Raw genomic sequence first — 14,228 nt, forward strand, 5'->3', positions numbered from 1 at the left:
TCAGGCGGCGGGTTTGCGGGCGAAGTGCAGCTTGGTGTTGCCGTATTCGCCGCTGGCGTCCTGACGGTCGGCGAAGGTCAGGCCGGCCTGTTCCAGCCGCTGGCCGAAGCGTTCGATGCCGCACAGCGGGTGGCTGTCGGTCAGCACCGCCTTGTCGAGGTCGCGCAGGCCGCCGGGTGCGGTCTCGCAGGCTTCCAGGCAGAACCAGTGGGCGAGGCAGACCTCGCCGCCGGAGGCGAGGCGCTCGGCGACCTGTGCCAGCGCCGCGTCGGTGGATTTGCGCACCGGGTACAGCGCGTGGAAGACGATGGCGTAGTCGCAGGGTTCGCCCATCGGCGGCTCCAGCGGCGTGCCGGCGTGGAGCGCGTGCGGGCGGCCTTCCAGGAACGCGAGGTCGCGCAGCCGCACCGCCGCGTTGGCGAACTGCGCCGGCGGAACGACGACGGTGATTTCCAACTGCGGGAACCGCTGGCCGATCGCCGCCGCCAGCAGGCCGCCGCTGCCGTCGAAGCACAGCAGCGTGCGCGCCCGCGCCAGCGCCTGCCGCGAGGCGTCCCGGCCGGCCAGCGCGTCGAGCAGGCGGCGCACCTCGCCCAGGAACGGCGCATGCGCCGGCGGCGTGACCGCCAGCGCGGACTGCGTCCAGTCCTGCCGCAGGAAGCGCTGCAGGTCGCTCCAGCCGTTGCCGGCGTCCTCCAGATCGGCCAGCGCGCCGGCGCGGCACCATGCGCTGTCGGTACACAGCACGGGTGCCGCGTCGGCGGCCAGCCGGTAGCGCGCGCCTTCGCGTTCCAGCAGGCCAAGATCCTGCAGCGACTGCAGGAACGCGCCCAGATGCGCGCCGCGCAGATCCAGCGCCTCGGCGATGGCCGAGCGCTCGACGCCGTCGGGCTGCGCCTGCAGCCAGTCGAACAGGCCGCTGCGGTAGCCGGCGCGCAGCGCCTGGTAGTGCTTGTAGCCGTCGATGACGCCGGTGATGGCGGCGGCCGCGGGCGGCGGCGTCAGCGCGGCGATGTCGGTAGGCAGTGCGGCGATGCTCATGGCGAATGTCCTTGCAGGGATGGAGAAGACGTGCCGGCGTCGCGGCGTTTTGGGCCGCCCGCCAGGATTTCCGCCACCTGCGCGCGCGACAGCCGCGCGCCGAACAGGTCGCGATAGAAGGACTGGGTGCGTTCGACCAGGTCGATGCCGGCGAACGCCTGCGGGTGGAACTGCTTGGCCGCCCACAGCACCGTCAGCGGCTGCTCGGCGGTGCGGTTGCCCCAGAGGTGCGCGCCGCAGGGCGTCACCAGCACGCGCCGCGCACGCACCGCCTTGAGCGGGGCGAAGCGCGGGTCGGCCAGCACGCTGGCCGCTTCGTCGGGGTTGGACACGATCAGGATGTCCGGATCCCAAGCCAGCAGCTGTTCCAGATTGAACGCGCCGTTGCCGGGCAGGCCGGCGGTGACGCTGATGCCGCCGGCGGCCTGAATCCACCAGTCGGCGATCGGGTGCGGCCGGCTCAGCGTGCGCGGGCCGAAGTACAGCACGCGCGGGCGCGGCGGCTGCGCCTGACGCAGCAGGCGTTCGACCTCGCCGATCGTACCGTCGAAGCGCGCGGCATAGCGTTGCGCCGCCGCCGGGTTGTCGAACAGTTCGCCGAGCAGCGCGATCGCGGTCTTGACGTCGCCGGGTTCGGCCCAGGACAACTGGAACGCCGGCAGCCCGACTCGCCGCAGCGTCTGTGCCGAACTGCGATCCATCGTCAGGATCAGATCGGGCGCAGCGGCCAGCAGCGCTTCCAGATTGGCCGTGCGATCGACGTTGGCCAGCGAGGGTTTCCCGGCCAGATGCGGCGCGAACAGGTACTGGTAGCCCCAGCGCGGCTGCATGGCGAATTCGGGCAGGCCGTTGATGATGCGGCGGCCGCCGCCGACCGTGAACACCAGGCTGTTGAGCACCGGCGTCGCGCCCAGCGTGACCACTCGTTCGATCCGCGCCGGCACCTCCACCGGCGCGCCGGACATGTCGCGCACGATCCGCGCCGCCGCTTGCGCCGGCAGCAACAGGAGCAGGCACAGCAGCAGCCACAAGGAGTGCGGGAAACGGGGCATCTTCATCGGGCTTGGCTCCTCAAGCGCGGCACGCAGGCGGCCGGCGCGCCGTTGCGCGCCAGCACGTCGATGGGGGTGTCGTACAGCGCCGACAGGGTGTGCGCTTGCAGCACCTCGGTGGCGTGGCCGGCGGTATGGATGCGGCCGTCGCGCAGCGCCGCCACCCGCGCGTCCAGCAGCAGCGCGTGGTCGGGCTGGTGGCTGGTCACCAGCAGCGCCAGCCCGTCGTCGGCCAGCGCGCGCAGGGTGGACAGCACCCGCGCCTGGTTGCCGAGGTCGAGGCTGGCGGTGGGCTCGTCCATCAGGAACAGCCGCGGCTGCTGCGCCAGCGCGCGCGCGATCAGCGCCAGTTGCCGCTCGCCGCCGCTGACGCGGTCGAACGGACGCTGCGCCAGATGGGCGATGCCGACCCGTTCCAGCGCCTCCAATGCCAATCGACGGTCGCGCGCGCCGGGCATCGCCAGCGGGCGCAGATGCGGGGTGCGGCCCATCAGCGCGACGTCGAGCAGGCTCAGGCTGCCGCCGACGCCGGCCTGCGGCACGTAGGCCAGCGTGAGCGCTCGCCGCCGCGCCGGCACGTCGCGCTCGCCGTCGATGCGGATGCTGCCGCTTTCGGGCTGCAGGCTGCCGATCAGGCAGCGCAGCAGGGTGGTCTTGCCGGTGCCGTTGGGGCCGAGCAGGCACAGGATCTCGCCGGCATCCAGCGCCAGGCTGACGTCGTCCAGCACCGGTGGTGCGCCGGGCGCGTGGCGATACACCAACTGCTCGGCGTGCAGGATCATGCGCGTTGCCTCGTCCTGGCCAGCAGCAACACGAACACCGGCGCGCCGAGGATCGCCGTCACCACGCCCAGCGGCAGTTCGGCGGCGAACGCGGCGCGGCACAGGTCATCGACCAGGAGCAGGAACAGCGCGCCCAGCAGCGCCGAGGCCGGCAGCAGCCGCGCATAGGCCGGCCCGACCAGCAGCCGCGCCAGATGCGGCACCAGCAGGCCGATCCAGCCGATCACGCCGGAGATGCTCACCGCCGCGGCGGTCATCAGCGTGGCCGCCGCGATCAGCATCAGCCGCAGCCGGCGCACCGGCACGCCGAGCGTGGCCGCCTCGTCGTCGCCGGCTTCCAGCACCTGCGTCGGCCAGCGCAGCAGGAACAGCGCGGCCATCCCCAGCAGCGAGAACGGCAGCGCGAAGCCGAGATCGGGCAGGGTGACGCGGGTCAGGCTGCCGAGCAGCCAGAACACGATCGCCGGCAGGGTGTCGAGCGGATCGGCCAGATATTTCAATGCCGAAGTCAGCGCCTGGAACAGCGCCGACACCACCAGCCCGGCCAGCACCAGCACCAGCGTCGAATGCCGGCCGAGATGGCCGGAGACGAAGATCGCCGCGGCCACCGCCAGCACCCCGCCGGCGAAGGCCGCGCCTTGCAGCGCCAGCGCGCCGCCGCCCAGCAGGATCGCCAGCGCCGCGCCGAAGCCTGCGCCGGAGGACACGCCGAGGATGCCCGGCGACGCCAGCGGATTGCGGAACAGCGTCTGGTAGGCCGCGCCGGCCGCCGCCAGGTTGGCACCGACCAGCATCGCCGCCAGCACCCGCGGCAGCCGCACCGACAGCAGCACGTGCGCGGCCATCGGCGGCTGCGCCGATGGCGCGCCGGTCGCCATCGACCACAGCGTTTCCAGCACCGCCCACGGCGACAGCGGATAGCTGCCCAGCCCCATCGACACGACCGCCGCAACTGCCACCAGCACGAGCAGCAGCGCGATGACCGTGCGCGCCCGCAGCGCCCCGGCCGCCGATGGCGACACCACGCCCACGGCGCTCATGTAGGCATTCCGGTGGGCGAGGTGCGCATGGGCATGGCGGCGGCGCTTGTCGTCGTGCGCCGGCTAGAACCGGTAGCTGACGTTGGCGAACCACGTGCGGCCCGGCATCGGATAGCCCTCGGCCAGTTCGTACCACTTGTCGCCGAGGTTGCGCCCGCCGGCTTCGATGTCGAGGCCGTCCAGCGGCGACCACACCAGCTTCGCGCCGAAGCTGGCGTAGCCGTCCAGGCGCAGGAAGCCGCCCTGGTTGCCGGGGCCGGCGTAGGTGACGATGCGGCCTTGCTCCGCTTCCGCCGTCACCAGCGCCTTCCACTGCGGCGAGAACGTCCACTGCACATGCGCGAATAGGCGCTGGCGCGGGCTGTTGGTCAGCAGCACGGCGGGATTGCCGAGGTTGTCGCGATCCATCCACGTATAGGCCGCGCCCACTTCGCCGCGTTCGGCGAAGCGCTGTTGCAGCGACAGTTCAACGCCGCGGTTGCGCGCCTTGCCGATGTTCTGCGCCTGATTGCAGACGGTGCTGCCGCACTGGTTGGAGGCGACGATGGCGTCCTGAATCAGATCGTCGATGCGGCTCTGGAACAGCGACGTTTCCACCTGCGCGCCGCTCCACGGCTGCCCGCGCCAGCCCAGCTCGAAGTGACGCGCGGTTTCCGGCTTCAGGTCGGGATTGGGCAGGGCCGCGCCCATGCGCGCGGAGTAGCGATCCTTGATGGTGGGGAAGCGGGTCTTGTGCGAGACGCTGGCGAACAACTGGCCGTGATCGCCGAGGTCGCGCTGCAATTCGATCAGCGCGTTGTTGGCGCTGGTCTTGCCGGTCGGCCAGTAATAGACCTCTTTCGCGTCGCGCTGCTCGTGGCTCGCGCCCAGCCGCAGGGTGTAGTCGCCGCCCAGCGTGATGGTGTCTTCCAGCGCCAGCGAGGTGGTGACGTCGCGGTAGTCCTTGGTCGGCGACTTCGGATTGGTGTCCTGGTGGCGGTCGTCCTTGTAGTGCAGCGCCAGGTGCAGGTCGTGGTTGGCGATCGCCTGCGTGGACAGTTCGACGCTGACGCCGCGCGTCTTGTCGGTATAGACGCTGGGGAAGCTGGTGTTGAGAAGTTGGGTGGCGTAGGTGCCGTCGGCATAGGCTTCCAACCCGTTGCCATAGCGGTCTTCGTACGCGCGCAGCTTCAGGCCGCTGCTCTCGCCAAGGCCAATGTTGCCGATGAAGTACAGGCTTTCCTTGTCCCACCACGGCCAGCGCCAGTAGCGGATGCCGCTGCTGGCGCGGCCGGCATAGACCGGATTGCCCTTCTCGCCGTCCTGCTTCACGTAGCCGATGGCGAATTCGCTGCGCTCGCTGGGCGCATAGCCGATCTTGATCGAGGCGCGGCGGTCGCTGCGGTAGGCGTTTTCGCGTTCGTCGCCGGTATCGGTCGGTTTGACCTTGTAGTCCTTGAAACCATCCGGCAGCGGGAAGCTGTCGGCATCCAGCCACGACCAGCCCGCTTGCAGATACCAGTCGCCCCGGCGCATGCCGAGATTGGCCGCCGCCTTGCGCTCGCCGCCGCTGCCCACGCCGAGGCGCACGTCGCCTTCCAGCGGCTGGGTGGGCTTGCGCGAGACCAGGTTGATCGCGCCGCCCAGCGTATTGGGGCCGTACAGCAGCGAGGCCGCGCCCTTGGCGATGCGGATCTCGCCGAGGTCGAAGGTGGTGAAGCGGCCGAAGTCGATGTAGCCATCGTAGGGGACGTACTGCGGGATGCCGTCGAGGAACACCGGCACCTGGCGCGGATCGAAGCCGCGCACATACACCAGCGATTCGTTGCGGCTGTTGTTGGACAGCGCCACGCCGGGGGCAATGGCGACGGCTTCGCCGACGGTTTCGCGGTTGAGCGCATCGAGCTGTTCGCGGGTGATGGCGGATTCGCCGGTCGGCGGCGGCGCGGTTTTCTGGCCCTGCACCACCACGCGGCCGAGTTCGAAGGGTTTGCCGGTCTTGTCAGCGTCTTCGGCGTGGGCGGTGGCGAGGCAGGCGAGGCCGAGCAGCAGGGCGGTGGACAGCGCGTGGCGCGGCAGGCGTGTGCGTGCGGGTTGCATGGTGGGGGACTCGATGGTGGGGAAAGGGGAGTTGCAGGCACGACGCGCCGTTGCCGTCCTCCGCGCGTTCGGGAGGACGGGGCGTTGTGTCGTGGCTGGCCGGCGGCGGACGGATGCACCGCCCGCCGCAGGGAACGTCACTTCATGCGGACGACTTCGATGTTGCTCAGCCAACGCACGTGGCGCGGGCCGGTCTTGATGTCCTGGCCGGAGATCAGCAGCAGCTGGCCTTCATGCGCGTCCAGCGGCTTGCCGTCCTTCTCCCAGGCGACCAGCACGTCCTTGCCGATCGGCGTGTTGTACAGCTCGCTCCACGAGAAGGTGACCACGTAGCCGTCGGTGGCGCGCGCCACGATCACCATGCGGCGGTCGTCCTTGTGCTCCTTCAGGTCGATGCCGACGCGGTCGAGCACGTCGGTCAGACGCACGCCGCGGAAGTTCTGCACCTTGCCGACCACGGCTCCGGAGGCGCAGACCACGTCCACCGGGCCGCTGTTGCGCGGCAGCAGCTTCTTGAGCGCGGCCACGTCGAACTCGGCCGGCGCCTTGACCGCGCCGGTGATGCGGACGGAATGGCTGGGCGTGCCGGTCGCCGGGTGCGCGGCGGGCGTGGCGGGCGTGGCGGGCGCCGCCGAGACGGCGGGGGCCAACAGCAGGGCGAGCAGGAATGCGTGGAATTTCATGGCGGTTCCTTCGATGTGTATTCGGCTATATAGCGGACAGCATAGCGATGCCGGGCGCCCCGGATTTTGATCGGGATCAAGCCTGCGGAAAGTCGTGCGTCTCCGGGACGGCGCGCCAGTGCCGGCGCAGCGCGCGCAGCTGGCCGACGAACAGCAGCGTCCACGCCGCCATGCCGACGGCGAACGCCGCGTGCGGCAGCCGCCCGAGGAAGGGCAGTTGCAGCGCTTCCATCATCCGCAGCGTGCTGGCGGCGTACATGCCGAGCGGGAACACCGCGCCCCAGTACATCGGGTCGTAGGCGAACGGAAAACGGCGGATGCCGTGCCGCCACACCGCCAGCACCGCGAGCATCGGAATCCACCACGTCCCGGTGGCCCAGTAGAACACCGTGAAGCCCTTGAGGAAGGGCAGCATCGAATGCAGGAACGGCGCGTGCGGCGCGTTGAGGATCAGCAGCGAGCCGGCCAGCGTCGAAATGGCCATCGCGCCCATGTTGATCCAGTACGGCGGCGACAGGTCGGCCGGCGAGAACGCGAAGAAGGTGTAGCGGTAGAAGATCAGGGACATCATCCAGATGTAGAGCATGCCGCCCCACAGCCACATCGACAGGGCGAAGAAGTTCAGCTCCATGCGCAGCGGCTGCGGCGCTTCCGGCGCGAGCAGCGCGGCCAGCACCGCCATCGACTGGGTGGCGACCACCGCCAGCAGCCAGCCGCCGTTGATGCCGCGATCCAGGCCGGGCTTGTCGCGCTTGACCGTGAGCACGGTGAAGATCGCGTAGGTGAAGCCGATCCACCCCAGCAGGCCGGCGACGCCCAGCGCGATGGCGGTGCGCAGGCTGCCGCCGATCAGGACGCTCTGGCTGCCGAGGATCGAGCAGGCGGCAACGAAGGTGAAGAAGCCGGGTGCGTTGAGGTGATCGAACAGGTCGCCGAGCACGGCGCGCGGATGCCAGTAGAGCCGCAACAGCGCCAATGCGCCGATGACCACGAACAGGCACCAGTTCAGCGCCAGCAGCGCCTCCGGCAGCATCGGTATGCCGAGCAGGTGCGCGGCCAGCGACAGGATGCCGGTGGCCATTACCATGCTGAAGTAGCCGGGCGACATCGTTTCCACCGGGGCGCGGATGCGCTGGAGCAGGGTGGGCATGGCGGTTCTCCCGTGGAAGCCGGACGCGGAGATGCAACGCCGTGGGGAGGCGATGGGGCGAGCCTAAAGGCGGGGGTGCGTGCGGCGTTTGACCGGGATCAAGCGGGGCAGCATCGGCGAATCCGGATGCTGGAAGGCAGCTGGATTGCGCTCGCGGCTATTTTCCTCTGTGGGACTCTCCGGCCTTTTCGGGTGTGCGTGGCCTTTTCGCCTGACCGCTTTGAAGCCCCTCTCCCGCCGGGAGCGGGGTCGGGGTGAGGATTCGGCGGCGCCATGCAGTTCCTCCGGCTCGCCGAACCTTCATCCGCCCTGCGGGCACCTCGCTCCGCGCCCCGACACCGCGCAACGCGCAGGGCGTTCGGTCGTGTGCGCGTCAATGGCACGTAGGCAACACGCCCTCACTCCGGAGGGGGAAGGAAAAGCTTCACACCAGCAGGGCGACCGCCTTCACCTGCGCCCACAGCGCCATGCCGGGCCGCAGCTCCAGCCGCTCCACCGAACGGTGCGAGATGCGCGCCAGCAGCGGCGCGCCGGTGGCATCCAGCCGCGCCTGCACCTGCCCGCCGGGCAGCGGGTCGAGGCCGAGCAGGGTGGCGGGCAAGAGATTCAGCAGGCTGGAATCGTCGTGGCGATGCAGCGCCAGGCTGACGTCGCGCGCCTGCACCCGCAGCCGCAGCGGCGTCCCCGGCGCGTGCGCGGGGCCGTGCGCATGCAGTGCGCCGGCGGCGGTGTGCAAGGTCAGCAGGCCGTGCGCGTCGCGCGCCTCGACCCGTGCTTCCAGCACCACGCCGGCATCCTCGCGCAGCGCCAGCGGCAAATCGGCGCGGTTGAGTACGTCGAGCGCGGGGCCGGCGGCGACCACCTTGCCGGCGTCCATCAAGACCAGGTGATCGGCGAGCCGCGCCGCTTCTTCCATCGCGTGGGTGACGTGGAGGATGGGAATGCCGGCCTCGCGCCGCACCGCTTCCAGATACGGCAGGATTTCCGCGCGGCGCTCGCCGTCCAGCGCGCTCAGCGGTTCGTCCAGCAGCAGCCAGCGCGGATCGCAGGCCAGCGCGCGCGCCAGCGCCACCCGTTGGCGTTCGCCGCCGGACAGCGTGTCGGGGCGGCGCGCCAGCAGCGGCACCAGCGCCAACCGTTCGATCCAGCCATCCAGCAGGGCCTGCGGCGCGCCGGCGCGCTTCCAGCCGTAGCGCAGGTTGCCGTCCACGCTCAGGTGCGGCAACAGCGCCGTGTGCTGGAACACCACGCCGGTGGCGCGGCGGTGCGCGGGCAGCCGTTGCGCCGCGTCCTGCCAGACCTCGCCGCCGATGCGCACTTCGCCCGCCGCATCCGGTTCCAGTCCGGCGATGGCGCGCAGCAGCGTGCTCTTGCCGCTGCCCGACGGGCCGAACACGGCGGTGACGCCGCGCGCCGGCAACGCCAAGTCCACGTCCAGCCGGAACTCCCCGCGCGCCACCCGCAGGGCGATGCGGATGCCGTCAGTCATGCCCCACCGCCGTGCGCCTGCCCAGCCACTGCATCAGCAGCAACAGGCCGAACGAGAACAGCAGCAGCCCCGCCGCCAGCTTGTGCGCGTCGGCATAGGCCATCGATTCCACCTGGTCGTAGAGCAGCACCGACAGCACCCGCGTTTCGCCCTCGATGTTGCCGCCCACCATCAGCACCACGCCGAACTCGCCCACCGTATGCGCGAAGCCGAGCAGCGCCGCCGTCACCAGCGAAGGCCGCGCCAGCGGCAGGGTGACGCTGACGAAACGATCCAGCGGCGAAGCGCGCAGGGTCGCCGCCGCGTCCAGCACCGTCGGTGGGATGGCAGCGAAGCCGGCCTGCAGCGGATGCACCACGAACGGCAGCGAATACAGCACCGAGGCCAGCAGCAGGCCGTTGAAGGTGAACGCCAGCGTGCCCAGCCCCAATGCGTTGGTGAGCTGGCCGATGGGGCCTTGCGGGGCGAGCCCGATCAGCAGGTAGAAGCCCAGCACCGTCGGCGGCAGCACCATCGGCAGCGCCACCACCGCGCCGATGGGAATGCGCCAGCCGGAGCGCGTGCGCGCCAGCCACCACGCCAGCGGCATGCCGAGCAGCAGCAGGATCAGCGTGGTCAGGCCGGCCAGCTTCAGCGTGACCCAGACGGCGGTCAGCCAAGCGGGTGTCGTGGCATCCATCATGTTGAATCGGGTCGTGATCCGGGATTTCGTGATTCCGTGGAAGCGCACCGCAGGGGCGCGATGCTCTCGGCATGATCCGGCGAAAAAGCATCGCGTCCCTGCGGTGCGCTCCTGCGATTCGTGAACGGCAACGAACGAATATCGGCGATGCGGCGTCAGTCGTAGCCGAAGGCGCGGATGCGCTTCTGCGCCGCCGGGCTTTGCAGGTATTTCAGGAAGCCGCGAGCAGCGGGATTGGCCGCGCCGCGCTTGAGCAGCACGGAGCTCTGCACGATCGGCGCATGCCATGCCGCCGGTACTTCCCAGCCCGACCCCGGCGTGGTCTTGCGCGCTTCCAGCACCAGCGAGCGCGGCAGCAGGCCCAGCGGCGCAGCGCCACTGACCACGAACTGGGTGGCCTGGCCGACGTTCTCGCCCATCACCAGCCTGGGTTGCAGTTCTTCCCAGCGGCGCACGTAGTCCAGCGCCTCGCGCGCCGCCGCGCCGTAGGGGGCGAGATCGGGGTTGGCGATGGCGAGCCGGTCGATCGCGCCCTTGCGCAGCAGCGCCTCGCCGTCCGTCACCCGCGCCGGATCGCGGCTCCACAGCACCAGCCGGCCGATGGCGTAATCGTGCAGGGTGGCGGCGTCGGCCAGCCCTTCGTCCGCCAGCCTGCGCGGGGTGTCCGCATCGGCGGACAGCAGCGCGTCGAACGGCGCGCCGTTGACGATCTGCGCGTACAGCTTGCCGGTGGAGGCCGAGCTGATCTCGATCTTCTGCCCGCTCTGCTTCGTGTAGTCCGCCGCCAGCTTGCGCGCGGCGTCGGCGAAATTGGCGGCCACCGCGATCCGCGCCTGCGCGGGTTTCGCGGTCTGGGCCACGGACGCGGCCGGCAGCCCGCCCGCCAGCAACAACAGCAGACCGACGATCCAGTTGCGCATCATCTCCATCATCCGGTTCCCGAGGTCGCGCCAGTCTATCGGGTCGTCCGGGTGCCGGAGCGACCTGGATCAAGCAGCCGCTATAATTCCCGGTTCCGTTTTCCCCGCCTCACTACAAGGTCACGCCCGCGTGTTCGAATCCCTGACCCAGCGCCTGTCCGGCACCATGGAGCGCCTGCGCGGCCGCGGCCGCCTGACCGAATCCAACATCAGCGAAGCCGTGCGCGAAGTGCGCATCGCCCTGCTGGAAGCCGACGTGGCGCTGCCGGTGGTGCAGGCGCTCATCCAGCGCATCAAGGTGCGCGCGGTCGGGCAGGAAGTGATGCGCTCGCTGACGCCGGGCCAGGTGCTGGTGCGCATCGTCCGCGACGAACTGGCGGCGGTGATGGGCGCGCAGGCGTCCGACCTCAACCTCAACGTGCCGGCCCCGGCGGTGATCCTGATGGCCGGCCTGCAGGGCGCGGGCAAGACCACCACCGTCGCCAAGCTCGCCAAGCATCTGAAGGACAAGCGCAAGAAGAAAGTGATGGTGGTCAGTGCGGACGTTTATCGTCCCGCCGCCATCGAGCAATTGCAGACGCTGGCGGGGCAGGTCGGCGCGGTGTTCTTCCCGTCGGAGGCGTCGCAGAAGCCCGAGGCCATCGTCAAGGCCGCCATCGACGAGGCCCGCAAGACCTTCGCCGACGTGCTGATCGTCGATACCGCCGGCCGCACCAGCATCGACGACGCCATGATGGCCGAGATCAAGGCGCTGCACGGCGCGGTGAGCCCGGTCGAAACCCTGTTCGTGGTCGATTCGATGACCGGCCAGGACGCCGCCGTCACCGCCAAGCACTTCGGCGAAGCGCTGCCGCTGACCGGCGTGGTGCTGACCAAGACGGACGGCGACGCGCGCGGCGGCGCGGCCCTGAGCGTGCGCTACATCACCGGCAAGCCGATCAAGTTCGTCGGCGTCGGCGAAAAGCCCGACGGCCTCGACGTGTTCCACCCCGACCGCGCCGCCGGCCGCATCCTCGACATGGGCGACGTGCTGTCGCTGGTCGAGCAGGTCGAAGCGCAGGTCGACCAGGACAAGGCCAAGAAGCTCGCCGAGAAGGTCGCCAAGGGCAAGAAGTTCGACCTCAACGACATGCGCGACCAGCTCGAACAGATGCAGAACATGGGCGGCCTGCACGGCCTCATGGACAAGCTGCCGGGCGTCGGCCAGCTGCCCGATGCGGTGAAGCAGCAGGTCACCGGCAAGGAAGTGCCGCGCATGATCGCCATCATCAGTTCGATGACGAAGAAAGAGCGCCGCAATCCCGATCTGCTCAACGGCTCGCGCCGCGCCCGCGTCGCCCGCGGCGCCGGCCTGACCCCGGCCGACGTCAACCGCGTGCTCAAGCAGTACCAGCAGATGGAAAAGATGATGGGCAAGCTGGGCCGCGGCGGCATGAAGGGCATGATGCGCGGCCTGTCCGGGATGATGGGCGGGCGCGGCGGGCTGCCGTTCCGCTGATCCAACCCAGGCGCCGCCGGCGCCGCTGGCGCTTCACGCGATCCCGTATATGCTGGGGACAACGGGAGGCTTTCGATGGCACAGCGTCTGTCCCTGCCGCCGGTCCGGCGCAAGGCGCATCGCCTTGGCGGGCGTTCGCTGGTTTGGCTTGGGGTAATGCCGGTCCGCGTGCAGAACGTTTTCGTTTCCGGCGCGGCGCGTCCGGAAGCCTCCGGGCATTTCGACAAAAAGACCGCGATGGATTCGATTCCGGCGGTCGCCGCACTCAATGGCTGGAGCGGGATGAATATCGCCCTTCGCACCTGGGCAGGCGGTAACGTCCGCCCGTGTACGGCAACGGGCTGACCAATCGGCGAACCGGGAGGCAGCGTGACGATCGACGGAATCCGTTTCAACGCTGTGGTGGTCCGGAGTTTCATCGTGTTTTCGCAGGCGGTCGGCTGGCTGCTGGTGCTGGTGTCGCTGGCGATGCTATTGGCCTGGGGCTCGGGTGTGGAGCCGCTGCGCGGGGTGCTGCGCCAGGACGACTGCATGCGCGCGGGCGCGGCGGTGGGCTTCCTGCTCGCCGGCGCCGCGCTGCTGCTGGGCAGGACGAGGCCGCGCGCCGGCTTCCTCCTGTCGCTGCTGCTGGCGTTGTTCGGCGCCGTCGAACTGCTCCAGTACGCGCTCGGCATGGACGGGCCGGGCTGGCGCTGGCTGGAAGGCCGGCTGCCGGAATGGGCGGATCGGCCGTCCGGGCGGACCACGGAACTGGCGGCGCTGGCCTTCGTCCTGCTCGGCGCGGTTGGCATGGCGGTGGCGCTGAAGCGAGCGGTCTGGTTGCGCGAGGCCTGCGCGATCGCGGTGATCGTGATCGCGATGGCCGCCAGCGCTTCCTACGGGCTGGTGCTGGCCGGCGACAGCGCCAACCTGCTGCGCCGGCTGCCAGTCATGACCGCGGGGGCGCTGCTGCTGCTGGTGCTGGGATGGATGGCCTCGGCGCCGACCACCGGCCTGACCCGGATCGCCGTCGCCGACAGCCCCGGCGGGGCGTTCGCGCGGCGCCTGATCCTGCCGGCGCTGCTGTTGCCGGTGCTGCTGACCTTCTTCTTCAAGATGGTGCAGTCGCAGCTGGGCATGTCCGAATCGCTGGCCCTGTCGCTGGCGGCGGTCACCGACGGCGGCGTGGTGGCGGCGATGATCCTGTGGGTAGCTTTCCTGCTGGACCGCAGCGAGCGCCAGCGGCGCGTCGTGCTGGCGCTCAGCAGGGACGCCAACGCCGACGGCCTGACCGGGCTGGCCAACCGGCGCGCGTTCGATGCGGCGCTGGCCGGCATCCTGCGGGACCGCGGGGCGGTGGCGCTGCTGATGATCGATCTCGACCGGTTCAAGAGTTTCAACGACGAGTTCGGCCACCTGGTCGGGGACGGAATCCTTCGGGAAACCGGGCAGTTGCTGCGCGCCGAGGTGCGGCCGCGCGACCTGGTGGCACGCTACGGCGGCGAGGAATTCGCGATCCTGCTGCCGGACAGCGACGCATTGCGCGCGGAACGCGTGGGGCAGCGCATCGTGGCCGCGTTCCGGGGGTACGGCTGGGTGCAGCGGCCGGTGACCGTGAGCGTCGGGGGCGCCGTCGCGCGGCCGGGCGATACCCCGGAAACGCTGCTGCGCCGGGCCGACGCGGCGCTGTACCGCAGCAAGGAGGCGGGGCGCGACCGCTGCACGTTCGACGACTGGCTTCCTGATTTCCCGAGCGCCTCCGCCTAGCGGACGGCGCGGCTTTGCCGGAATGCGGAATCCCGCTATACTTGGCGGCTTACCCGGCCATCCCGG

At 70.4% G+C, this 14,228-nt stretch carries 13 protein-coding genes; 3 read left to right on the top strand and 10 right to left on the bottom strand.

The window, feature by feature from the left end; all coding sequences use genetic code 11:
- The 10 genes from H9L17_RS14065 to modA form a co-directional block, all read right to left on the bottom strand.
- A complete protein-coding gene (locus tag H9L17_RS14065; protein WP_187570039.1) occupies positions 1–1,041 on the bottom strand; it encodes a hypothetical protein in 1,041 nt (346 codons plus the stop codon).
- Positions 1,038–2,099, bottom strand: coding sequence for an ABC transporter substrate-binding protein (locus tag H9L17_RS14070; protein ID WP_187570040.1), 1,062 nt, complete (start codon positions 2,097–2,099; stop codon positions 1,038–1,040). Before H9L17_RS14070 ends, H9L17_RS14065 begins: the two co-directional genes overlap by 4 nt.
- Positions 2,096–2,875: an ABC transporter ATP-binding protein gene (locus H9L17_RS14075; protein WP_187570041.1), complete on the bottom strand. Its 780-nt coding sequence runs from the start codon at positions 2,873–2,875 to the stop codon at positions 2,096–2,098. Before H9L17_RS14075 ends, H9L17_RS14070 begins: the two co-directional genes overlap by 4 nt.
- Positions 2,872–3,915, bottom strand: coding sequence for a FecCD family ABC transporter permease (locus H9L17_RS14080; RefSeq protein ID WP_187570042.1), 1,044 nt, complete (start codon positions 3,913–3,915; stop codon positions 2,872–2,874). The genes H9L17_RS14075 and H9L17_RS14080 overlap by 4 nt, the downstream gene beginning before the upstream one ends.
- A gap of 63 nt (positions 3,916–3,978) precedes the next feature.
- A complete protein-coding gene (locus H9L17_RS14085) occupies positions 3,979–5,994 on the bottom strand; it encodes a TonB-dependent receptor plug domain-containing protein (RefSeq protein WP_187570043.1) in 2,016 nt (671 codons plus the stop codon).
- 137 nt (positions 5,995–6,131) lie between these two features.
- Positions 6,132–6,677 carry a molybdopterin-dependent oxidoreductase gene (locus tag H9L17_RS14090; protein WP_187570044.1) on the bottom strand — a complete coding sequence of 182 codons (546 nt, stop codon included), beginning with the start codon at positions 6,675–6,677 and terminating at the stop codon, positions 6,132–6,134.
- A gap of 76 nt (positions 6,678–6,753) precedes the next feature.
- On the bottom strand, positions 6,754–7,827 hold the full coding sequence (locus H9L17_RS14095) for a tellurite resistance/C4-dicarboxylate transporter family protein (protein WP_187570045.1): 1,074 nt from the start codon (positions 7,825–7,827) through the stop codon (positions 6,754–6,756).
- A 424-nt stretch (positions 7,828–8,251) separates the two neighbouring features.
- Positions 8,252–9,316: a molybdenum ABC transporter ATP-binding protein gene (modC, locus tag H9L17_RS14100; RefSeq protein WP_187570046.1), complete on the bottom strand. Its 1,065-nt coding sequence runs from the start codon at positions 9,314–9,316 to the stop codon at positions 8,252–8,254.
- Positions 9,309–9,995, bottom strand: a complete 687-nt coding sequence (modB, locus tag H9L17_RS14105) for a molybdate ABC transporter permease subunit (protein ID WP_187570047.1) — start codon at positions 9,993–9,995, stop codon at positions 9,309–9,311. Before modB ends, modC begins: the two co-directional genes overlap by 8 nt.
- A gap of 158 nt (positions 9,996–10,153) precedes the next feature.
- Positions 10,154–10,930, bottom strand: coding sequence for a molybdate ABC transporter substrate-binding protein (modA, locus tag H9L17_RS14110; RefSeq protein ID WP_187570048.1), 777 nt, complete (start codon positions 10,928–10,930; stop codon positions 10,154–10,156).
- Positions 10,931–11,048: 118 nt separating this feature from the next.
- Between modA and ffh the strand changes: the two genes are divergently transcribed.
- The 3 genes from ffh to H9L17_RS14125 all read left to right on the top strand — a co-directional run bounded on the left by ffh (position 11,049) and on the right by H9L17_RS14125 (position 14,162).
- Entirely contained in the window at positions 11,049–12,416 is a 1,368-nt protein-coding gene (gene ffh, locus H9L17_RS14115; protein ID WP_187570049.1) for a signal recognition particle protein, read from the top strand.
- A gap of 75 nt (positions 12,417–12,491) precedes the next feature.
- On the top strand, positions 12,492–12,761 hold the full coding sequence (locus H9L17_RS14120; protein ID WP_187570050.1) for a hypothetical protein: 270 nt from the start codon (positions 12,492–12,494) through the stop codon (positions 12,759–12,761).
- A gap of 24 nt (positions 12,762–12,785) precedes the next feature.
- Positions 12,786–14,162, top strand: a complete 1,377-nt coding sequence (locus H9L17_RS14125; protein ID WP_187570051.1) for a GGDEF domain-containing protein — start codon at positions 12,786–12,788, stop codon at positions 14,160–14,162.
- The last annotated feature ends 66 nt before the right edge of the window (positions 14,163–14,228 follow it).

Source organism: Thermomonas brevis, assembly GCF_014395425.1.
Lineage (GTDB): Bacteria > Pseudomonadota > Gammaproteobacteria > Xanthomonadales > Xanthomonadaceae > Thermomonas > Thermomonas brevis.

Coding starts and splice junctions, on each gene's coding strand:
- modA (WP_187570048.1), bottom strand. CDS start 10,930: ATGATGGAGATGATGCGCAACTGGATCGTCGGTCTGCTGTTGTTGCTG.
- H9L17_RS14075 (WP_187570041.1), bottom strand. CDS start 2,875: ATGATCCTGCACGCCGAGCAGTTGGTGTATCGCCACGCGCCCGGCGCA.
- H9L17_RS14095 (WP_187570045.1), bottom strand. CDS start 7,827: ATGCCCACCCTGCTCCAGCGCATCCGCGCCCCGGTGGAAACGATGTCG.
- H9L17_RS14090 (WP_187570044.1), bottom strand. CDS start 6,677: ATGAAATTCCACGCATTCCTGCTCGCCCTGCTGTTGGCCCCCGCCGTC.
- H9L17_RS14120 (WP_187570050.1), top strand. CDS start 12,492: ATGGCACAGCGTCTGTCCCTGCCGCCGGTCCGGCGCAAGGCGCATCGC.
- H9L17_RS14065 (WP_187570039.1), bottom strand. CDS start 1,041: ATGAGCATCGCCGCACTGCCTACCGACATCGCCGCGCTGACGCCGCCG.
- H9L17_RS14070 (WP_187570040.1), bottom strand. CDS start 2,099: ATGAAGATGCCCCGTTTCCCGCACTCCTTGTGGCTGCTGCTGTGCCTG.
- modB (WP_187570047.1), bottom strand. CDS start 9,995: ATGGATGCCACGACACCCGCTTGGCTGACCGCCGTCTGGGTCACGCTG.
- H9L17_RS14085 (WP_187570043.1), bottom strand. CDS start 5,994: ATGCAACCCGCACGCACACGCCTGCCGCGCCACGCGCTGTCCACCGCC.
- modC (WP_187570046.1), bottom strand. CDS start 9,316: ATGACTGACGGCATCCGCATCGCCCTGCGGGTGGCGCGCGGGGAGTTC.
- H9L17_RS14080 (WP_187570042.1), bottom strand. CDS start 3,915: ATGAGCGCCGTGGGCGTGGTGTCGCCATCGGCGGCCGGGGCGCTGCGG.